General features: G+C 67.5%; 19 protein-coding genes and 1 pseudogene. 11 read left to right on the forward strand and 9 right to left on the reverse strand.

Annotated features, from left to right (window positions below):
• Positions 1–102 precede the first annotated feature (102 nt).
• The 3 genes from eutC to eat form a co-directional block, all read right to left on the reverse strand.
• Positions 103–909, reverse strand: a complete 807-nt coding sequence (eutC, locus tag ACSFA8_RS21880) for an ethanolamine ammonia-lyase subunit EutC (protein WP_435481586.1) — start codon at positions 907–909, stop codon at positions 103–105.
• Complete coding sequence (locus ACSFA8_RS21885) at positions 909–2,303, reverse strand: ethanolamine ammonia-lyase subunit EutB (protein ID WP_435481587.1); 1,395 nt, start codon at positions 2,301–2,303, stop codon at positions 909–911. The genes eutC and ACSFA8_RS21885 overlap by 1 nt, the downstream gene beginning before the upstream one ends.
• Positions 2,304–2,690: 387 nt before the next feature.
• On the reverse strand, positions 2,691–4,073 hold the full coding sequence (eat, locus tag ACSFA8_RS21890) for an ethanolamine permease (protein ID WP_435481588.1): 1,383 nt from the start codon (positions 4,071–4,073) through the stop codon (positions 2,691–2,693).
• Between the two features lie 181 nt (positions 4,074–4,254).
• On the opposite strand from eat, the gene ACSFA8_RS21895 reads away from it, so the two are divergent.
• Positions 4,255–4,665: an FKBP-type peptidyl-prolyl cis-trans isomerase gene (locus tag ACSFA8_RS21895; protein WP_435481589.1), complete on the forward strand. Its 411-nt coding sequence runs from the start codon at positions 4,255–4,257 to the stop codon at positions 4,663–4,665.
• Positions 4,666–4,677: 12 nt separating this feature from the next.
• On the opposite strand, the gene ACSFA8_RS21900 is transcribed toward ACSFA8_RS21895, so the two are convergent.
• Positions 4,678–5,247, reverse strand: a complete 570-nt coding sequence (locus tag ACSFA8_RS21900) for a DUF1569 domain-containing protein (protein WP_435481590.1) — start codon at positions 5,245–5,247, stop codon at positions 4,678–4,680.
• 147 nt (positions 5,248–5,394) lie between these two features.
• Here ACSFA8_RS21900 and ada point away from each other — a divergent pair, with 147 nt between their 5' ends.
• Genes ada through alkB form a run of 3 tightly spaced genes read left to right on the forward strand, consistent with a single transcriptional unit; the run spans position 5,395 to position 7,816 of the window.
• The gene (gene ada / locus ACSFA8_RS21905) at positions 5,395–6,474 is read left to right on the forward strand and encodes a bifunctional DNA-binding transcriptional regulator/O6-methylguanine-DNA methyltransferase Ada (protein ID WP_435481591.1); all 1,080 of its coding nucleotides are present in this window, start codon (positions 5,395–5,397) and stop codon (positions 6,472–6,474) included.
• Positions 6,471–7,169, forward strand: a complete 699-nt coding sequence (locus tag ACSFA8_RS21910; RefSeq protein ID WP_435481592.1) for a 2OG-Fe(II) oxygenase — start codon at positions 6,471–6,473, stop codon at positions 7,167–7,169. The genes ada and ACSFA8_RS21910 overlap by 4 nt, the downstream gene beginning before the upstream one ends.
• 5 nt (positions 7,170–7,174) lie before the next feature.
• On the forward strand, positions 7,175–7,816 hold the full coding sequence (gene alkB, locus ACSFA8_RS21915) for a DNA oxidative demethylase AlkB (protein WP_435481593.1): 642 nt from the start codon (positions 7,175–7,177) through the stop codon (positions 7,814–7,816).
• A gap of 9 nt (positions 7,817–7,825) precedes the next feature.
• Here the strand turns inward: alkB and ACSFA8_RS21920 are convergent, their stop codons facing one another.
• The 3 genes from ACSFA8_RS21920 to ACSFA8_RS21930 all read right to left on the reverse strand — a co-directional run bounded on the left by ACSFA8_RS21920 (position 7,826) and on the right by ACSFA8_RS21930 (position 10,335).
• Complete coding sequence (locus ACSFA8_RS21920) at positions 7,826–8,026, reverse strand: hypothetical protein (protein ID WP_286545073.1); 201 nt, start codon at positions 8,024–8,026, stop codon at positions 7,826–7,828.
• A 64-nt stretch (positions 8,027–8,090) separates the two neighbouring features.
• Entirely contained in the window at positions 8,091–9,743 is a 1,653-nt protein-coding gene (locus tag ACSFA8_RS21925) for an alpha/beta fold hydrolase (RefSeq protein ID WP_435481594.1), read from the reverse strand.
• 19 nt (positions 9,744–9,762) lie between these two features.
• Entirely contained in the window at positions 9,763–10,335 is a 573-nt protein-coding gene (locus ACSFA8_RS21930) for a LuxR C-terminal-related transcriptional regulator (protein WP_435481595.1), read from the reverse strand.
• An 83-nt stretch (positions 10,336–10,418) separates the two neighbouring features.
• Here ACSFA8_RS21930 and ACSFA8_RS21935 point away from each other — a divergent pair, with 83 nt between their 5' ends.
• The 3 genes and pseudogenes from ACSFA8_RS21935 (at position 10,419) to ACSFA8_RS21945 (ending at position 13,245) form a co-directional block, all read left to right on the forward strand.
• Positions 10,419–11,231, forward strand: coding sequence for a CoA transferase subunit A (locus ACSFA8_RS21935; RefSeq protein ID WP_435481679.1), 813 nt, complete (start codon positions 10,419–10,421; stop codon positions 11,229–11,231).
• A gap of 1 nt (position 11,232) precedes the next feature.
• Positions 11,233–11,871 (forward strand): 3-oxoacid CoA-transferase subunit B, encoded by a 639-nt coding sequence (locus ACSFA8_RS21940; RefSeq protein ID WP_435481596.1) that lies wholly within the window; start codon positions 11,233–11,235, stop codon positions 11,869–11,871.
• A pseudogene (locus tag ACSFA8_RS21945) lies at positions 11,871–13,245 on the forward strand (CoA transferase). Before ACSFA8_RS21940 ends, ACSFA8_RS21945 begins: the two are co-directional and overlap by 1 nt.
• Positions 13,246–13,261: 16 nt before the next feature.
• On the opposite strand, the gene ACSFA8_RS21950 reads toward ACSFA8_RS21945, so the two are convergent.
• Positions 13,262–14,158: a LysR family transcriptional regulator gene (locus tag ACSFA8_RS21950; RefSeq protein WP_435481597.1), complete on the reverse strand. Its 897-nt coding sequence runs from the start codon at positions 14,156–14,158 to the stop codon at positions 13,262–13,264.
• 130 nt (positions 14,159–14,288) lie between these two features.
• Here ACSFA8_RS21950 and ACSFA8_RS21955 point away from each other — a divergent pair, with 130 nt between their 5' ends.
• From ACSFA8_RS21955 to mmsB, 4 genes are all read left to right on the forward strand, one after another.
• Positions 14,289–15,812, forward strand: a complete 1,524-nt coding sequence (locus tag ACSFA8_RS21955) for a CoA-acylating methylmalonate-semialdehyde dehydrogenase (protein WP_435481598.1) — start codon at positions 14,289–14,291, stop codon at positions 15,810–15,812.
• 138 nt (positions 15,813–15,950) lie between these two features.
• Positions 15,951–17,105: an acyl-CoA dehydrogenase family protein gene (locus tag ACSFA8_RS21960; protein ID WP_435481599.1), complete on the forward strand. Its 1,155-nt coding sequence runs from the start codon at positions 15,951–15,953 to the stop codon at positions 17,103–17,105.
• Between the two features lie 114 nt (positions 17,106–17,219).
• Complete coding sequence (locus ACSFA8_RS21965) at positions 17,220–18,335, forward strand: enoyl-CoA hydratase/isomerase family protein (protein ID WP_435481600.1); 1,116 nt, start codon at positions 17,220–17,222, stop codon at positions 18,333–18,335.
• Between the two features lie 31 nt (positions 18,336–18,366).
• Complete coding sequence (gene mmsB / locus ACSFA8_RS21970) at positions 18,367–19,251, forward strand: 3-hydroxyisobutyrate dehydrogenase (RefSeq protein WP_435481601.1); 885 nt, start codon at positions 18,367–18,369, stop codon at positions 19,249–19,251.
• 421 nt (positions 19,252–19,672) lie between these two features.
• Here the strand turns inward: mmsB and ACSFA8_RS21975 are convergent, their stop codons facing one another.
• Positions 19,673–20,575 carry a LysR family transcriptional regulator gene (locus ACSFA8_RS21975; RefSeq protein ID WP_435481602.1) on the reverse strand — a complete coding sequence of 301 codons (903 nt, stop codon included), beginning with the start codon at positions 20,573–20,575 and terminating at the stop codon, positions 19,673–19,675.
• Between the last annotated feature and the right edge of the window lie 76 nt (positions 20,576–20,651).

Raw genomic sequence — 20,651 nt, forward strand, 5'->3', positions numbered from 1 at the left:
TCCGGAAAGACGGCCATTCTGGCGCACGACGCGCACCGGCTACTTGAGCGCCTTGCCCGTCTTGGCGCCCAGCGGCGTGTGCACCCGTGCTGCGGCCGGTGATCAGGGCGGCAGCGGCCGTGTTTCGCGCGACTCCAGCACCGACAGGTCGCTCTCGTCCTTGAGATCGACTCCGCTCAGGCCGCGGCGCAGCGCTTCGCGCATGAGCCAGGCCAGCTTGAAGGCGGCTGCGCCATACGAGAGGCCTTCCGGCCGCACGTTCGAGATGCAGTTGCGCTCGGCGTCGTGGCGGCCGCGGCGCGGCGCGTGGGTGAGGTAGATGCCCAGGCTGTCGGGCGAGCTAAGGCCGGGTCGTTCGCCGATCAGCATCACCGAGAGCCGGGCATCGAAGCACTCGGCAATCTCGTCGGCCAGCGCCACGCGCGCTTGCGTGGCGACCACCACCGGCGCGAAGCGCGTGTCAGCCGGCAACTGCGGGCGCAGCGCTGCGAGCAGGGGGGCGGCATGGCGCGCCACGGCCAGCGAAGACAGGCCATCGCCCACGACAATGCAAACGTCGATGTCGCGCGCCGCGCCGCCCCGCTCGTGGTTGCGCAGCCGCGCCGCATCCTCGGCGTCGAGTTGGCGGCCCAGGTCGGGGCGGCGCAGGTAGGTGACGCGGTCGTCGGCGCGGCTGTGCGCGTGCGTCGTTTCCCAACCCTGGTCGCGCAGGGCATCGGCGAGTGCGTCGGCATCGAGCGCCGCATGGATGGCATCGCGCGCCATCGCATGCGCCCACCCGAAGCGCAGCGTTTCGTCGGTCGGCATGCCGGCACCGGCGCGGCCAAGGGCCAACCGCGCCGGCGTCGCCGCGCGCCAGGCGCCCCAGGGGCTGGCCGTGACGGGGGAGGGCGGCGGTTTGTCGGCCATCAGCGCCCCAGCGCGGCCAGGCCGCCCATGCCGCTCAGCAGCCGGTTCGCGCCCGGCGGCAACAGGTGCGCACCGGCGTCGGTGATCTGCATGCGCTGCAGCCAGGCCTCGAATTCGGGGGCGCGTTTCAGGTCGAGCGTTTCGCGCAGGAACAGCGCGTCGTGGAACGAGGTGCTCTGGTAGTTGAGCATCACGTCGTCGGCGCCCGGCACGCCGATCAGGAAGGTCAGGCCGGCCGTTCCGAGCAGCACCAGCAGCGTGTCCATGTCGTCCTGGTCGGCCTCGGCATGGTTGGTGTAGCAGACGTCGCAACCGATCGGCAGGCCCAGCAGCTTGCCGCAACAATGGTCTTCCAGCCCGGCGCGGATGATCTGCTTGCCGTCGTAGAGGTACTCGGGCCCGATGAATCCGACCACCGTGTTGATGAGCAGCGGCTTGTAGCGCCGTGCGAGCGCATAGGCGCGCACCTCGCAGGTCTGCTGGTCGACGCCGAAGCTGGCATCCGCAGACAGCGCGCTGCCCTGGCCGGTCTCGAAGTACATGACGTTGTCGCCGACCGTGCCGCGCTTCAGCGCGAGCGCAGCGGCATAGGCCTCGTCGAGCAACGCGGGCGTCACGCCGAACGAGAGATTCGCCTTCTCGGTGCCGGCGATCGACTGGAACACCAGGTCCACCGGCGCGCCGGCTTCGGCCAGCTTGAGCGTGTTGGTCACGTGCGTCAGCACGCAGCTCTGCGTCGGGATCTCGAAGCGCTGGATCACCTCGTCGAGCAGGTGCAGCAGCGAGTCCAGCACCGGCATGCTGTCGGAGACCGGGTTGAGCCCGATCACCGCGTCGCCCGCGCCCATCATCAGGCCGTCGAGCGTGGAGGCGGCCACGCCGCGCAAGTCGTCGGTCGGGTGGTTGGGCTGCAGCCGCACCGAGAGGTGGCCCGGCAGCCCGATGGTGTTGCGAAAGCGCGTGACCACGCTGCATTTGCGGGCCACCGCGATCAGGTCCTGGTTGCGCATGAGCTTGGACACGGCCGCCACCATCTCGGGCGTGAGGCCCGGTGCGAGCGCCGTCAACGCCCCGGTGGTGGCTTGCTCCGACAGCAGCCAGTTGCGGAAGTCGCCGACCGTCAGGTGGGCGACCGGCGCGAAGGCCGCGGCATCGTGGGTGTCGATGATGAGGCGTGTGATGTTGTCGTCTTCATAGGGCACCAGCGCTTCGGTGAGGAACTGCCTGAGCGGCGTTTCCGCCAGCACGTGGCGCGCCGCCATGCGCTGTTGCGCGGTGGCAGCGCCGACGCCGGCCAGGTAGTCGCCCGAACGCGCCGGGCTGGCGACCGCCATCACCTGCTTGAGGTCGTCGAACGAGAAAACCTGGGCGTCGATCGTGGTGCGGTAGCGCATTTCAGCGGCTCCACGAAAGGTTCTGTTGCGGCTTGCGTTCGGGGCACGGGCGCTCGGGGCGATGGCGCTCGGGGGGCGTGCACAGGGCATCGGGTACTCCCCTCCGCGAATGTCCCCCGCCTTCGGCTCCTCCTTTATTTCGCTGCGGGGAGTACCCGATGCCCTGTGCACGATGGGCGCGGCTGTCGTGCTGGTCGATCAACAACTGCTCTGACGGATCACGCCGATGGTGTGCTCTGCGCAGCGAAATAAAGGAGGAGGCCGCAGGCCGGGGGACATTCGCGGAGCAGAGTACGCCGTCGGCGTGATCCCGCCCACAGCGCCCCCAGTGACCCCATCGACCCAAGTCACGCAGCAGACACGAAGCGGCCAAGCCAACGGTGGAGTTCATGCCGAGAGCATCGCATCCGGAGCGGCCGCCTTGCGTTGCGCGCCGGTGGCCAGGAAGTAGCCATAGGCCAATGCCATCAGCACGAGAAACAGCAGCGTCAGCATGGTGTTGAACCAGACCATCGCGCCCAGACACACCACGCCAAGCACGAGAGCAATGGCCGGGAACACCGGGTAGAAGGGCGCGCGGTAGGTGCGCTCCAGGCCGGGCTCGGTGCGGCGCAGCTTGAACAGGGCTGCCATCGAAATCAGGTACATCACGATCGCTCCGAGCACCGCCATCGTCACGATGTTGGCCGTGAGCGTTTGCCCGCCGAACTGCACCCACTCGTCGCTGAAGATCGCGACCACGCCGATTACGCCGCCGGCCAGCAAGGCACGGTGCGGCGTATCGAAGCGCGGGCTCAGGCCCGCGAAATAGCGGGGCAGGTAGCCGGCGCGGGCCAGCGCGAAGATCTGGCGCGAGTAACCCATGATGATGCCGTGGAACGAGGCCACCAGGCCGAACAGCCCGATCCACACCAGCATGTGCAGCCAGCCGCTGTTGTCGCCGACCACCGCCTTCATGGCTTGCGGCAGCGGGTCGTTGATGTTGGCCAGCTTGCGCCAGTCGCCGACGCCGCCGGCCATGATCATCACGCCGAAGGCCAGCACCACCAGCGTGACGATGCCCGTGGTGTAGGCGATCGGGATGGTGCGGTGCGGGTCGCGCGCCTCTTCGGCCGCCATGGCGGCGCCCTCGATGGCCAGGAAGAACCAGATTGCGAACGGAATCGACGCGAAGATGCCCGAGATCGCCGCGCCATTGAGCACCGCGCCGCCGGCCCAGCCGTTGGCCGTGAAGCTGGCCCACGACCAGCCCGGCGTGACCACCCCCATGAACACCAGCAGTTCGAAGATCGCAAGCACGGTCACGAACAACTCGAAGGCCGCCGCGATGCCGACGCCGATCCAGTTGAGCGCGATAAAGATCACGTAGGCGCCGAGCGCGAACCACTTCGGATTGATGCCTGGAAACTGCACGTTGAGATAGGCACCGATGGCCAGCGCAATGGCCGGCGGCGCGAACACGAACTCCACCAGCGTGGCAAACCCGGCCACGAAGCCCCCGGTCGGCCCGAAGGCGCGCCGCGCGTAGGCAAAGGGCCCGCCGGCGTGCGGAATGGCGGTCGACAACTCGGTGAAGCTGAAGATGAAGGTGGTGTACATCGTGGCCACCAGCACCGTCGCGACCAGAAACCCGAGCGTGCCGGCCGTGTTCCAGCCGTAGCTCCAGCCGAAGTACTCGCCCGAGATCACGAGTCCGACGGCAATGCCCCAGAGCTGGACGGGGCCGAGCACTTTTTTGAGGGCGGGGGATCTGGAAGGTGCTGACGACATTGGAATGCTTTCTGGCAGATGACGGGCTATGCGACTTTGCCACGCCAGCAAGAGCGATGCCACCGTATGGAACCGACGTAGCCCGGTGTCGGTATTCAACGGGCCTGCGCCATTGGTCGAAAGCTACCCAAAGGCCTCACTGGCCATAATCGAACTCGTTTCCCTCCAACTAGGTTTTGCCATGAAGTTTTTTTTCTGCGCCGTTGCACTGTCGATCTGCGTGTTGCCTGCCGCCTGGGCCCAGAGCAAGCCCGTCACCACTGCCAGCGGCCTCGTTTACGAGTCGCTCAAAGAGGGCACGGGCGCGTCGCCGGCCGCCACCGACGTCGTCAAGGTGCACTACCGCGGCACCTTCCCAGACACCGGCAAGGAGTTCGACAGCTCCTACAAGCGCGGCGAGCCGACCGAGTTTCCGCTCAATGCCGTGATCCCCTGCTGGACTGAAGGCGTGCAGAAGATGAAGCCTGGCGGCAAGGCCAAGCTGACCTGCCCGCCGGCCATTGCATACGGCGCACGCGGCGCGGGCGGCGTGATTCCGCCCAACGCCACGCTCAATTTCGAAGTCGAGCTGGTGTCGATCAAGGGCAAGTGAGCGCCTGACGCGTCAAGCCTCGCGCACCAACTGCCAATGGTTGGCAAAGTGCATCAGGTGGGCGCGTTCGAAATCTGCCTTTGACAGCGCGCCGTAGGCGAAGTGCGGCGCCAGCGGCCCGCTGTGCCGGTCGAAACGCTGCAGGGCTTCAATGGCGTGCTCCACCGCCGGCAGCAGGGCCTGGCCGGCGGCGATCGCAGGCGCGCCGGGAATCGGCTCATGCAGGTCGTGGTTCATCCGGCCGCGCGCCGAGAACACCGCGAACGCCGCCGGCCCCACCGTGGCGCGAAACCAGACGGGTTTCGGCGCCGGGAAGCCGTCCATCGAGTACTCGATGCTCTGCGCCGCATGGTGCAGCACCTGGGCCATGTCCCAGCCCGAGGCGGTCTGCCGAGGTTGCCCGCGCAGCGCGTCGAGCGTGCGCAATGCGTTCGACAACCCGGCGAACGATTCCGGGGCGATCGCCGGGCGGCTGGTGCCCACCCAGGAGCCCCCGCCGACCACTGCAGCCGCTGCCAGGCTACCTCCGATCAGTAGCGCGCGGCGCGAGCGGTGGGTGGGTTGGGGCGGAGATGAGTTCATGGGGCGAGAGAGGTCGTTTTTTTTCAGCCTCCATTCTCGGATAAAGCGACCCGGCCGAATTCAAAAGCAAGCGCCGGAGTGCTGATCGGGCGGTCGATCCCTAAAGTCAAACCCATCAATCCACACAAAGACCAAAGGATGGGCAAGATGAACATGATGAGCCACACAGAACTGCTGGCAGCCGCCACCGTCAGTGACCCGCGCTGGGCCGCCGTGGCGGCGCGCGACGCACGTTTCGACGGGCAGTTTTTCTATTCCGTGAAGACCACCGGCGTCTACTGCCGGCCCTCCTGCGGCGCACGACCGGCGCGGCCGGAGAACGTGACCTTTCACGTGAGCGCTGCGGATGCGGAGCGCGCCGGGTTCCGGCCCTGCAAGCGCTGCAAGCCTGACCAGGCACCGCTGGCCGAACAGCAGGCCGCGCTGGTCGCTGGACTCTGCCGTTTCATCGAAACAGCGGAGCAGGCACCAACGCTCGACGAACTGGCACAGCGCGCCGGCATGAGCACCTGGCACCTGCACCGCGTGTTCAAGGAGGTCACGGGCCTCACGCCCAGGGCCTATGGCGCGGCGCACCGTGCCCAGCGCGTGCGTGCTGCGCTCGGCAGCGCCGACACCGTGACCGATGCGATCTACGACGCGGGCTATAACTCCAACGGCCGCTTCTACGAAGAGTCCGACGGCGTGCTCGGCATGACGCCCACCGCGTTCCGCGCGGGCGGTGCCGACACCGACATCCGCTTTGCCATCGGCCAGTGCGCGCTTGGCGCGATCCTGGTGGCGCGCAGCGAACGCGGCGTGTGTGCTATCGCGCTGGGCGACGACCCCGACGCGCTCGCGCGTGAGTTGCAGGATCGTTTTGCGCAGGCCCGGTTCACCGGCGACGACCCGGCGTTCGACCGGCTCGTGGCGCAGGTGGTCGGATTCGTCGAAGCGCCTGCGCGCGGGCTGGACTTGCCGCTCGACGTGCGCGGCACCGCGTTTCAGCAGCGCGTGTGGCAGGCGCTGCGCGCGGTGCCTCCCGGCGAGACCGTGAGCTATTCCGACATCGCCGCGCGCATCGGCGCACCAACGGCGCAGCGCGCCGTGGCGCAGGCCTGCGGCGCCAACCCGATTGCGGTGGCGATCCCGTGCCACCGTGTGGTGCGCAACGACGGCGCGCTGTCGGGCTACCGCTGGGGCGTGGAGCGCAAGCGCGAACTGCTGCAGCGCGAGGCCACGGCATGACGATGAAGGCGGACGTCGATTGGGACGACGTGGCCGACGCGCTCGACGCCGAGGGCCACGCCATCGTCGAGCGGCTGCTCGCGCCGGCCGAGTGCGACGCACTGGCCGCGCTCTATGCCGACGAGGCCCTGTTCCGCAGCCGGGTGGTGATGGCGCGGCATGGCTTCGGCCGCGGCGAGTACAAATATCTGGCGTATCCGTTGCCAGCGCTGGTTGCCGAGTTGCGTGATGCGATATACGAGAAGCTGGTGCCGACAGCAAACCGCTGGCAGCAGGCCATGGGCATCGAGGTGCGCTTTCCGCCCACGCATGCCGAGTTCATCGCGCGCTGCCATTCGGCAGGGCAGCTGCGGCCGACGCCGCTGCTGCTGAAGTACGGCGAAGGCGACTACAACTGCCTGCACCAGGACTTGTACGGCGAGCATGTGTTTCCGCTGCAGATGGTCGTGCTGCTGTCGGAGCCGGGCCGCGACTTCACAGGCGGCGAGTTCGTCATGACCGAGCAACGTCCGCGCATGCAGTCGCGCCCGATGGTGCTGCCGCTGCGCCAGGGCGATGCCGCAGTCGTTGCCGTGCACCACCGTCCGGTGCAGGGCACGCGCGGCACCTACCGCGTGAACCTGCGGCACGGCGTGAGCCGTGTGCGCTCGGGGCACCGGCAAACGGCCGGCATCATTTTTCACGATGCGGCTTGAGCGCGATGCGTGATCTGTTTGAAGCTGAGGAGGGTGCGGAGACCGCGCTGCAGCAGGGTGCCGTATTGCTCCGTGGCTTCGCGACTGCTGCAGCGCCGACCCTGCTGGTCGACCTCGAAGCCGTGCTCGCGGTATCGCTATGGCGCCACCTGGTCACGCCCGGCGGCTTCAGGATGTCCGTGGCCATGACCAACTGCGGCGCATTGGGTTGGCTGTCCGATCGACGCGGCTACCGCTATGACCCGATCGACCCCGACACCGGCCGGCCGTGGCCGGCGCTGCCGGCGTCTTTTCGCGAACTTGCGGCAACGGCCGCAGCGCGTGCAGGCTTCCAGGGTTTCGAGCCCGACGCCTGCCTGGTCAACCGCTATGACCCGGGCGCGCGCCTGTCGCTGCACCAGGATCGTGATGAGCGCGACTATCGGCAACCGATCGTGTCGGTGTCGCTGGGCTTGCCCGCGGTGTTTTTGTTCGGCGGCCTCGAGCGCGCCGAAAAAGCCATGCGCGTGCCGCTGGCGCATGGCGACGTCGTCGTGTGGGGCGGCCCGGCACGGCTCAACCATCACGGCATCCTGCCGCTGAAGGATGGCGAGCATCCGCTGACCGGACACTGCCGCGTCAACCTGACCTTTCGCAAGGCCGGTTGAACAAGCGCCTCAATGCGGGGTGGCTTCGCGTTCTTTCATGCGCCGCAGCGCGCGCGTGCCGGCAGCCAGCGCGGCCTCGTAGGAATCGGATTCCATGTCGGCGGATTCGAGCTCGCGTTTGAGCACGGCGCCGCGTTCGTCGGACTCCATCAAGGCCCAAAAAAACGAACCCGGTGCAGGTTCGCGCACGATGAGTTTGGTGTGTGTCATGCAACCATATTGGGCCGACGCCGGACGCATTTCTGTAGGTGATCACCCCATGCTGGCCATACGGTCATCGGCCCGTCGGCCGGGGTTCGGAAGAGGGCTCCCACGACTCCGGCGTGGTCGCAATCAGTTGCTTCAGATCGGCCCAGGGTTCGGCGCCGGGCACGCTGCCTGCGCCGGTGACCGCGGCTCGGGCGAACACCACCATGCGCTCACGCAGGTGGCGCAAGTCCGCCTCCGGCCAGGTCTCGATCGAGTGCGGCCCGCGCGCCACCACGATCTCCTTCGGGCCGCGGATGCGGTCGTAGGCGGCGATGGTGCCTTCCACCGTTTCGGCGCGATCCCACAGACCCTTGCCGAAGAACGCCGCCGGCCAGTTGTCCATGCCCGCGAGCGTCGCGGAGTTGGGATAGAACACGATGTGGTGGTCGGCCGCCATGCCGCCGAGGAACAGGTTGCGATCGCGGAGGTCGGGCGACACGCCGATGTAGCCGGCCCCGCTCGCGAACGACGACAACAGGATCGCGCCCTTGATGTTCTTCAGACCTTTCGCGGGCGTGCAGGTGACGGTCGGCATGTCGTAGCTGCACGAGGCCGAGAAGTTCTTCGTCATGGCCCAGGCAGTGGACATCGAGCCGCGCGAGTAGCCGCCGAGGATGATCGGGATCTGGTTCGCCTTCATGCCCGCCAGCAGCCGGCCGCCCGCGGCCGGGCCTTCGAGCAACTGGCCGGTGGGCGTGAGCAGGCGCAGCCCGTTGCCGCTTTCGAGCTGCTCGAGCACGCGGAACACGTCTTCGCCTTGCTCCAGCGTGTTGGTGTCGCTGAAGCCGCCCGACAAACCTTCGCCGCGCCGGTCGTACGCCAGCACATCGAAGCCGGCCTGGTTCATCGCCTGCAGGTTCTCGCGGTACCAGCGCTGGCCCATGGTTTCGGTGGTCGCGTTGGGGAAGCGGATGCCGACCGTCTTGGCGGTGGCCGCATCGATGCGGTAGCTCTTCTCGTCCGGATGCTGGAGGGCCGTGAGCTGTCCGCCGCCGCCCGGCGCGAACAGCACCAGTGCGCGCACCTTGCCGCCCTTGCCGTCGTCCACCCCCGTGCCTTCGATGTACCAGCCGCGCAGCTTGATCAGGCCGCGCATGTTCAGGTCGATGCGTTCGAAGGCATCGCGCGGGGCGGTGAACTCGACGATCGAGGTGCGCGCATCGGCCTGCGCGATGGCTTCGTTGTAAGGCGCCTTGGCAAAGAAGGCCGGCCGCCGGATCTGTTTCAGGTCGACCGGGCCCTCCGGGTCGATCTTGCCCGACGGGTCGACCACGCCGGTCGAGCGTGTGGCGCGTTCCTTGTTGGGCGGCAGCCAGCGCTGCATCTGCGCATCGATGCGCTTGAAGCAGGCTGCGTCGGCCTTGCAGGCGGCCCAGCGCGCCTTGAGCTTGGCGTCGGTGAACTCGTCGACGTGGAAGTCGCTGCCGGTGTAGCCGGCGGGCGCCTGGTTGGCGGTTTGCAGGAACGGCACGCACACGGTGCCGCCGCCGCTCTTCGGCAGCAGGTAGCCCGGGATTTCGGCATCGCGATCCGTGCCGACCCAGGCCTTGCAGTCGGTGGGCGGTGGTGCGCCGCGCGCCACGCGGGGCGGCGCGGCGCCGGGCAGCGAGCAGGCGATGAGTGTGAGCGCCGCGAATGCAGCGGCCGTGCCACGCAATGCGGCCGGGAAATTCGGCATCGATGTCTCCTTGGGACGCTCAACCGGTCAGCAGCTTCTGCACGAGCTCGGCCGTGGTGTTCGCACTGTACTTGCGCATGAGTTTCGCGCGGTGCAGTTCGACGGTGCGGTGGCTGATCGCGAGCGCGCGGCCGATCTGTTTGGAGGTGAGGCCCTGCATCACTTGCGCGGCAACTTCGCGCTCGCGTGGCGTGAGTTCGGCCTTGGCCGAGCGGCGCGACCCCAGGTCTTCGAAGGTCCAGATGCCGGCCTCGTGCGGTGCGGCGCGGTTCAGCGCATGGCCCGTCACGTGGCACCAGAAGGTTTCGCCCGCGAAGGCACCGTGCAGGCCGCCGAGCCGCCTCATCATGCGGTTGTCCGCATAACGTCCGCTCGCGTTCAGAATCGGCTCCATGCGCTTGCCGATGCGTTCGAATTCCGCGACGCTCGGGTACAGCACGCGAAACGACTGGCCGACCAATGCATCGCGTGCCGCACCGAACATCTCGCACAGCCTTGCATTGCAGTCGACCATCGTCCGGTTGCGCGACAACACCATGCCGACGGGTGCATGCTCGAAGGCCAGGCGGTAATCGATGTCGGGTGTGTCCATTACGAAATACTACGTATATGACTACGTAGTATCGTCTCTGTCTCTTTCCATCAACCATCACCGAGCGAGGATCACAAGCCATGGTGAACAAGATTTATCCCTCCGCCGACGCGGCACTGAAGGGTGTCGTGGCCGACGGCCAGACGCTTGCGGTCGGCGGCTTCGGCCTGTGCGGCATTCCCGAGGCGCTGATCGACGCGCTGCACGATTCGGGCGTCAAGAACCTCACCTGCATTTCGAACAATGCGGGCGTCGACGGCTTCGGCCTCGGCAAGCTGCTCGAAACGCGCCAGATCAAGAAGATGGTCGCGAGCTATGTTGGCGAGAACAAGGAGTTCGAGCGCCAGTACCTCGCGGGCGAACTCGAGCTCGAGTTCACGCCGCAGGGCACGCTGGCCGAAAAGCTGCGCGCCGGTGGCGCCGGCATTCCGGCCTTCTTCACCAAGACCGGCGTCGGCACGCTGGTCGCCGAAGGCAAGGAACTGCGCGAGTTCGATGGCGAAACCTATGTGATGGAACGCTCGCTGGTGCCCGACGTGGCGCTGGTCAAGGCCGATGTGGCGGACAAGTCCGGCAACCTGCGCTTTCGCCTGACGGCGCGCAACTTCAACCCGGCTGCCGCAATGGCCGGCAAGGTCTGCATCGTCGAGGTCGAGAAGATCGTCGAAGTCGGCGAGCTGGCGCCCGACGACATCCATCTGCCGGGCATTTACGTGCACCGCATCGTGCTGAACGCCACCCCCGAAAAACGCATCGAGAAGCGCACCGTGAGCGCGGCCGCGCCCGTGGATGTAGCCGCAGCGAAGGTCGAGGCGCAGGCCGTGATCGCGCAGGCCGCGGTCATCGACGAAGTGCCCGTTCCCCAAGTGCCCGCCGGCAAGAAAGAAGGAGCCTGAGATGCCCTGGACGCAAGACCAAATGGCCGCCCGCGCGGCGCAAGAGCTCGAAGACGGCTTCTACGTCAACCTCGGCATCGGCATCCCGACGCTGGTGGCCAACCACACCGGCGACAAGGAGGTCTGGCTGCAGAGCGAGAACGGCATGCTCGGCATCGGCCCGTTTCCGACCGAAGACATGGTCGACGCCGACCTGATCAACGCCGGCAAGCAGACCGTGACCACGCTGCCCGGCAGCGCGATCTTCGGCAGCCACGACAGCTTTGCCATGATCCGCGGCGGCAAGATCAACCTCAGCATCCTCGGCGCGATGCAGGTCAGCAGCAAGGGCGACCTCGCCAACTGGATGATCCCCGGCAAGATGGTCAAGGGCATGGGCGGCGCGATGGATCTCGTGGCTGGCGTCAAGCGCGTGATCATCCTGATGGAGCACGTCGCGAAGAAGAAGGACGGCACCGAAGACTTGAAGATCCTTGAGGCCTGCACCCTGCCGCTGACAGGCGTGGGCGTGGTCGACCGCATCATCACCGATCTGGCCGTGATGGACGTGACGCCCGACGGGCTCAAGGTGATCGAGCTCGCCCCTGGCGTGAGCTTCGACGCGCTGCAGGCCAAGACGGGTGCGAAGCTGATCCAGTGATGGAGGCGCTGGCCGGGTTGTGGCAACGGGCTGGCATGCCCTCCGAGGCGCTGGCCTTTGCACAACTGGCCGGCGCCGACCCCGTTTTTCCTTCGTCCTTCGCGGTCGGCACCGCCGCCCAAAGCAGCATCGCCGCCGCGGCGCTGGCGGCCTGCGAACTGGGCCATGTGCGCGGCACGCCGCGCCAGCAGGTGGCGGTTGACATGCTGCATGCCGCCGTCGAATGCACCGGCTGGTTCAGCCTCGATGGCCGCGTGCCCGATCCGTGGGATGCGTTCTCGGGCCTGTACCGCTGCGCCGACGGCCATGTGCGCATCCATGCCAACTTTGCGCATCACCGCGAGGGCGCGTTGCGGCTGCTGGGGCTGGACCCCGCCACCGCGAAGCGCAGCGGCGCCGAAGCCGTGTTGCTGAACTGGCGTGCGCTCGACTTCGAGGAAGCCGCGGCGCAACGCAAGCTGGTGGCCACCGCGCTGCGCCGCTTCGACCAATGGGATGCGACGCCGCAGGGCCAGGCGATTGCCGCGCAGCCCTTGTTCACCATCGACCGCATCGGCGACGCACCACCGCTGGCGCTGCCGCCGTTGCGCGAGGATGCGCGTCCGCTGACCGGCGTGCGCGTGCTCGATCTCACGCGCATCCTGGCCGGCCCGGTGGGCGGCAAGGCGCTTGCCGCCCATGGTGCCGACGTGATGCTGGTCAATTCACCGACGCTGCCGAACATCGAGGCGATTGCCGACACCAGCCGCGGCAAGCTGTCGGCGCACATCGACCTGAAGACCGACTCCGGGCGCGCGACGCTGCGGCATCTGGTCGACGATGCGCACGTGTTCACCCAGGGCTACCGGCCGGGCGGCCTTTCAGCGCTGGGCTTCGGGCCCGCAGCGCTCGCGCAAGCGCGGCCGGGCATCGTGTACGCCTCGCTCACCGCCTACGGCACGCAGGGGCCCTGGGCCGTGCGCCGCGGCTTCGATTCGCTGGTGCAGACCGCGATGGGTTTCAACCATGCCGAAGGCGAGGCAGCCGGCGATGCGGCCAAGCCGCGGCCGATGCCGATGCAGATCCTCGACGAAGCGACCGGCTACCTGATGGCCTTCGGCGCGGCAGCGGCGCTCTGCCGCCAGCAGCGCGAGGGTGGCAGCTGGCATGTGCAGGTGTCGCTGGCGCAAACCGGCCAATGGCTGCGGGGGCTCGGCCGCGTGGCCGACGGGTTGACGCAGGCCCGCCCGCCAGTGGAGCCCTGGCTGGAAGCCGTCCGACTCGGGCTTCGGGCGCTTGCTGGCCGTGCGCCACAGTGCGCAGCTCGCGCGCACGCCGGCCGGCTGGCCGCGGCCGTCGATGCCACCCGGCAGCAGTGCGCCGGTCTGGCCCTGAGCGGGCAGACCACCCCCTACACCTGATCCCGGATCAGCGCATCGCGTTGCGCCTCCGCCGTTTCCCGTAGGAACTCCCACACGGCCCGCATGCGGGCCAGGTGCTTGGTCTCGGCCGGCATCGACATCCAGAAGGTGCGCGTGAAATTAGCTTGCGTCGGCAGCAGCGGCTTCAACGACTTGTCGCGGTCGGCGATGAACGCCGGCAGCACCGCGATGCCGGCGCCTGCCGCCGTCGCCTGGTACTGCGCCAGCACGCTGGTGCTGCGCAGCGCAAAGGCGTCGGGCCGGTACAACTCGTCGAGGTATTGCAGCTCCTTGCTGAACAGCAGGTCGTCCACGTAGCTGATGAAGGTGTGGCCGCGCAGGTCTTCGCGCGTCTTGATGGCGCTGTGCCGCGCAAGGTATTGCTTGGACGCATAGAGGCGCAGCGTGTAGTCGGTGAGCTTGGTCACCACCACCGGGCCGCGCGCCGGGCGCTCCAGCGAGATCACGATGTCCGCCTCGCGGCGCGACAGGTGCACCAGCCGCGGCATCGCGAGCAGGTCGATCACGAGCTTGGGGTGCTGTCCCGCGAACAGCGCGAGCCGCGGCGCCAGCACGATGGTGCCGAAGCCCTCGGTCGCGCCGATGCGCACCAGGCCCGACAGGCCTTGCTCCGACGCAGGCGTGGTGCTTTCGACGGTGAGGAACGCCGCCTCCATCGTCTCGACCTGCGGCTGCAGGCGGCGGCCTGCCTCGGTCAGCCGGTGGCCGTCGGCTTCGCGCGAGAACAGCGGCGTGCCGACCTGCTTTTCGAGCGCCTGGATGCGCCGCGCGACTGTGGTGTGGTCGACCTCGAGCCGGCGCGCGGCGCTCTGCAGCGTGCCGGAGCGCGCGAGCTCGAGAAAGAAGCGCAGGTTGTCCCAGTCCATGGTTTGCAATTATGCAGATCGGCGGTGCGTATTTGTCTATTGCTAATGCAAATCTGCAAAGCTAGGATGCCCGGCTGCACTGCCATTTCGACATACGCGACATACGCGACCCACCCCAGGAGACAAATTCATGGACGCCACCACCACCCCCGCGACAACCGTCGCCACCGTCAAGCTGCTGATCGGCGGCAAGTTCGTCGAATCCAAGACCACCGAATGGCGCGATGTCATCAACCCGGCCACGCAGCAAGTGCTGGCCAGGGTGCCATTCGCGACGCCGGCCGAAGTCGACGCGGCTGTGGCCTCGGGCAAGGAAGCCTTCAAGACCTGGCGCAAGACGCCGATCGGCGCGCGTGCGCGCATCTTCTTGAAGTACCAGCAACTGATTCGCGAGAACATGGCCGAACTGGCCGCGATCCTCACGGCCGAGCAGGGCAAGACCCTGCCCGATGCCGAAGGCGACGTGTTCCGCGGCCTCGAGGTGGTGGAGCATGCCTCGGCCATCGGCAACCTGCAGCTCGGCGAGCTGGCCAACAACGTGGCCAACGGGGTCGACACCTACACGCTGCTGCAGCCGCTCGGCGTGTGCGCCGGCATCACGCCATTCAACTTCCCCGCGATGATTCCGCTGTGGATGTTCCCGATGGCGATCGTCACCGGCAACACCTTCGTGCTGAAGCCGTCCGAGCAGGATCCGATGGTCACCATGCGCCTGTGCGAACTCGCGCTCGAAGCCGGCATTCCGCCCGGCGTGCTCAACGTCGTCCACGGCGGCGAAGCCGTGGTCAATGCGATCTGCGACCACAAGGACATCAAGGCGATCAGCTTCGTCGGCTCGACCAAGGTCGGCACGCACGTCTACAACCGCGCCATCCCGACCGGCAAGCGCGTGCAATGCATGATGGGCGCGAAGAACCACGCCATCGTCATGCCCGACGCCAACAAGGAGCAGACCCTCAACGCATTGGCCGGCGCAAGCTTCGGTGCCGCGGGCCAGCGCTGCATGGCGGTGTCGGTCGCGGTGCTGGTGGGCGATGCGCAAAAGTGGGTACCCGAGCTGGTGGCCAAGGCGCAGACGCTGAAGATCGGCGCCGGCACCGAGAAGGGCGTGGACGTGGGGCCGCTGGTCTCGTGCGCCGCCTTCGACCGCGTCAACAACCTGATCGAACGCGGCGTGGCCGATGGCGCGACGCTCGCGCTCGACGGCCGCAAGCCGACCGTGCCCGGCTACGAAAAGGGCAACTTCATCGGCCCGACCGTGTTCGCCGACGTGAAGCCCGGCATGACGATCTACGACCAGGAAATCTTCGGCCCGGTGCTGTGCCTGTCGAATGCCGAAACCATCGACGAGGCGATCGAGATGATCAACGCCAACCCGAACGGCAACGGCACCGCGATCTTCACGCAGTCAGGTGCGGCGGCGCGTCGCTTCCAGGAAGACATCGACGTCGGCCAGGTCGGCATCAACGTGCCGATCCCGGTGCCGGTGCCGATGTTCTCGTTCACCGGTTCGCGCGCTTCCAAGCTTGGCGACCTTGGGCCCTACGGCAAGCAGGTGATCATGTTCTACACGCAGACCAAGACCATCACGGCTCGCTGGTTCGATGACAGCACCGTGTCGCACGGCGTGAACACCACCATCAGCTTGAAATAGGCTCGCCCCCAGGCTGCGCGCACTTCGTGTCGCTACGCCAACCCCTGCCCGGGGCAACACCAGCGGCCCGGCAAAGCCGGTTCCGCGGTATTCCCCGGGGGGGAGATGAACGGCATGATCCCTGCTGTGAGGCATTAATTGGACTTCGAACTCTCTGAAGAGCAGCGCGCATTCGCGCAGACGGCGCGCGATTTCGCGCAGGCGGAGTTCGCTCCGCATGCGGCGCGCTGGGATGCCGAGGCGATCTTTCCGAAGGAGGCGATCGCCAAGGCCGGCGAACTGGGCTTCTGCGGCCTCTACGCGCCCGAAAGCATCGACGGCCTCGCGCTGCCGCGGCTCGACGCCACGCTGGTGTTCGAAGAGCTGGCGGCGGTCGACCCGTCGACCACCGCCTTCATCACGATCCACAACATGGCGACCTGGATGCTTGGCACCTGGGGTAGCGAAGCCGTGCGTGCGAAGTGGGGCGCAGATCTGACGAGCGGGCGCAAGCTCGCCTCCTATTGCCTTACCGAACCGGGCGCAGGCTCCGACGCGGGCTCGCTCAAGACACGGGCCGAGCTGCAGGGTGGCGAGTACGTCATCAACGGCGGCAAGGCCTTCATCTCGGGTGCGGGCGCGACCGATGTGCTGGTGCTCATGGCGCGCACGGGCGGCGGCGGTGCGGGCGGCATCTCGGCACTTGCGGTGCCGGCCGATGCGCCGGGCGTGAGCTACGGCAAGAAGGAACACAAGATGGGCTGGAACAGCCAGCCCACCCGCACCGTCAACTTCGACAACGTGCGCGTCCCGGCCGACTACCTGCTCGGCAGCGAAGGCGAGGGCTTCCGCATCGCGATGAAGGGGCTCGACGGCGGGCGCATCAACATCGCGACCTGCTCGGTCGGCGCGGCACAGGGCGCGCTCGATGCCGCGCGGCGGTATCTGCACGAGCGCCAGCAGTTCGGCAAGCCGTTGGCGAGCAACCAGGCGCTGCAGTTCAAGCTGGCCGATATGGCGACCGAACTCGTGGCGGCGCGCCAGATGGTGCGGCTGGCCGCGAGCAAGCTCGACGCCGGCCATGCGGATGCGAGCACCTATTGCGCCATGGCCAAGCGCTTCGCCACCGACACCGGCTTCACCGTCTGCAACGACGCGCTGCAGCTGCACGGCGGCTATGGCTACCTGAGCGAATTCCCGCTGGAGCGGCTAGTGCGCGACACGCGCGTGCACCAGATCCTCGAAGGCACCAATGAAATCATGCGCGTGATCGTCGCGCGAAAACTTCTGGAAGGCGAAAGCGATATCCGGTAGTCATTGCTCGCCCCCAGTCTTCGCGCACTTCGTGTCGCTTCGCCAACCCCCTCACCGGGGGCAACGCCAGCGGCCCGACGAAGCCGGTTCCGCGGCATTCCACCTATTACGTCCATGACTGAATCTGTTGTTGTTTTTGACGAGATTTCTACCGCCGGCGGCCAGCGTTTCGGCGTCGCGACGCTCAATGTGCCGGCTTCGCTCAACTCGCTGTCAGTTGCGATGGTGCGGCTGCTCACGCCGAAGCTGCGCGAATGGGCTGCCGATGCGGGCATCGTCGGTGTGCTGCTGCACGCGGCCGGCGACAAGGCTTTTTGCGCGGGGGGCGATCTGCGCCAGCTCTACCGGACGCTGCTCGATTGCGGCCCCGACCGCAACGAGTACGCCGAGCGCTTCTTCGGCGAAGAGTACGAACTCGACCACCTGATCCACACCTTTCCGAAGCCGTTCCTTTGCTGGGGCCACGGCATCGTGATGGGCGGTGGAATCGGCTTGATGGCCGGCGCTTCGCACCGCGTCGTGACGGGGCAGAGCCGGCTCGCCATGCCCGAGATCAACATCGGCCTGTACCCCGACGTCGGCGGCAGTTGGTTCCTGCGCCGCATGCCGGGCCGGGTCGGCCTGTTCCTCGCGCTCACCGCCGCCAATTTCAACGCGACCGATGCGATCTTCTGCGGCCTGGCCGATGTGCTGGTGCCGCAGGAGCGCAAGGCGCAGGTGCTCGACGCGATCGGCGCCGCGACGTGGACGGGCGAGGCCAAGGCCGACCGCGCGGCGCTGTCGCGCATCCTCGCGCAGGCGGGCGAGGGCGCCGAGGCACCGGCATCGAAGGTGCGCGAGCATTTCGATGCGATCAATGCGCTGATGGCGGGCGACGACCTGCTCGACATCGCGAAGCGCCTGCGCACGCTGCAAAGCGACGACGCCTGGCTGCAGACAGCGGCCAAGACTTTCGTGAAGGGCGCGCCGAGCTCGGCCGCCTTGAGCTTCGAGCTCTGGCAGCGCGTGCACCGCATGTCGCTGGCCGAAGTGTTTCGCCTGGAGTACTGGGCCTCGCTCGGTTTCTGCGCCCACAAGGACTTCGCCGAAGGCATTCGCGCGGTGCTGATCGACAAGGATCGCAACCCGAAGTGGAGCCCGGCCACGATCGAGGAGATCACGCCGGCCTTCATCGAAGACCACCTGCGCGTTCGCGGCGCGATGGCACCCGAACTCGTATCGCTGGTCTGAACAACATCAAAGGCAAAGGAGACAACACATCATGAAGATCGCATTCATCGGCCTCGGCAACATGGGCGGCCCGATGGCCCTGAACCTGCTGAAGGCCGGCCATACGCTCAGCGCCTTCGACCTCTCGGCCGAGGCCTGCAGGAAGTTCGCGGCCGAAGGCCTGCCGATTGCGGCTTCCGCCGCTGCCACCGTGGCGGAAGCCGAGGTCGTGATCAGCATGCTGCCGGCCAGCGCGCATGTCGAAGGGCTCTACCTCGGCAGCGATGGCCTGCTCGAAAAGATCGCGCCCGGCACGCTGGTGATCGACAGCAGCACCATTGCCGCCGCCACTTCGCGCAAGGTGGCGGAGGCGGCTGCCAAACGCGGCATTGCCGCGATCGATGCGCCCGTCTCGGGCGGCACGGGCGGCGCCATCGCCGGCACGCTGACTTTCATGGTCGGCGGCAGCGAGGCGGATCTGGCGCGTGCCCGCCCGGTGCTCGAAAAGATGGGCGCCAACATCTTCCACGCGGGCGCGGCAGGTGCCGGCCAGACGGCCAAGATCTGCAACAACATGCTCCTCGGCATCCTGATGATCGGCACTTCCGAAGCGCTTGCGCTTGGCGTGGCCAACGGGCTCGATGCGAAGGTGCTGTCCGAGATCATGCGGCGCAGTTCGGGCGGCAATTGGGCGCTCGAAAAGTACAACCCGATGCCGGGCGTGATGGAAACCTCGCCCGCGTCGAAGAACTACGCCGGCGGCTTTGGCACCGACCTGATGCTGAAGGATCTGGGACTGGCGCAGGAGAACGCCGCGGCCGTGCGCGCGGCGACGCCGCTGGGCGGCATGGCGCGCAACCTCTATGCGGCGCACAGCCTTGCGGGCCATGGTGGGCTCGACTTCTCCAGTGTGTTGAGGCTGTTTCAGAAGCCCTGAAGCCTTGAAGCTCTGAGGCGGTGGGCGGTGGCGGGCAGCTGGCGGCGGGTGGCCCCTTCCGCGAATGTCCCCCGGCCTGCGGCCTCCTCCTTTATTTCGCTGCAGGGGCCACCCACCACCATCGGCCTGGGCACGCTCGTGGTGTTCAGCGCGAAACGGTCACGTCGCTTCCAGGATCGGGGCGGTGGGGCGCGCTGCGCAGCGAAATAAAGGAGGAGGCCGCAGGCCGGGGGACATTCGCGGAGCAGCGTGCCCCGCCGACCTGATCCCGCCAGAGCGTCCCAGCGCCAGAGGATCCCCGCGTCCATGCGTCCATGCGTCCATGCGTCCATGCGTCAGAGCGCCCGAGCGCTAGAGCGTCACAACGTCACAACGTCACAACGTCACAACGTCACAACGTCACAACGTCACAGCACGATTCTCAAGCCGTCGCACCCGGCAAGGTGAGCAGATAGTTCTGCAGCGCCGCGATCACGTGGCGCACCTTGGCCGGTTGCGCATCGCGCTGCGGCGTCACGGCCCACAGCGGCATCGGCGGCACGTGCCAGTCGGGCAACACGCGCACCAGACGCCCGGCCCGCAGATCGTCTTCCGCATCCGTGCTCACGGCAAAGGCCAGCCCGAGGCCCGAAACGCACATCTGCTGCAGCGAAATCTGGCTGTTGCTCGTGATGCGCGGTGCGATCTCGACCGTTTCGCGTACGCCATCGGGGCCGGTCATCTGCAATGGCAGTGCCCGGCCGCCGCGTGACGGCGCGAGCCACTCGTGCGCAGGCAGATCGCGCGGCGACCGCGGCGCGCCCGCACGCACCAGATAGGCGGGTGCGGCGCACAGCAGGTAGTCGATGTTGCACAGCCGGCGCGCGCTCCAGCTGGAGTCGGCCAACTGGCCGGCGCGGATTGCCAGGTCGATGCGCGCGTCGATCAGGTCGATCATCTGGTCGTCAATCTCCAGGTGCAGCTTGAGGGCTGCATGGTCGGTGAGCAGCGGCGCCAGCGCTGGTGCGACGCAGCGCGCAAAGCCGACCGGCGCCGACATGCGCAGCTCGCCCTCCGGCGCATCGCGCGCCAGCATCAGTTGCTGACGGGCCCGTGCCGCCGACGCGACCAGGGCCTCGCAATGGTCGGCCAGGTTGCGGCCCGATTCGGTCAGCGTGAGCTTGCGCGAGGAGCGGTGCAGCAGCGTCACGCCATGGCGCTGCTCGAGCGCGCGCAGTTGCTGGCTCACCGCCGAGGTGCTGATGCCGAGGTGCCGCGCCGCCGCGCTCAGCGAACCGGTGCGCACGACCTCGGCAAACAGGGCAAAGCGTTTCAGGTCGTCCATGATGAAGTACAGCTTAACAAAGCTTTCACGATCTGCAGACTTACAAGAGTGAGGCGTTCTTCGTATCGTTGCCCCC

Origin of the sequence: Variovorax nitratireducens (assembly GCF_051216545.1) — a bacterium.
Classification (GTDB): Bacteria; Pseudomonadota; Gammaproteobacteria; order Burkholderiales; family Burkholderiaceae_C; genus Variovorax.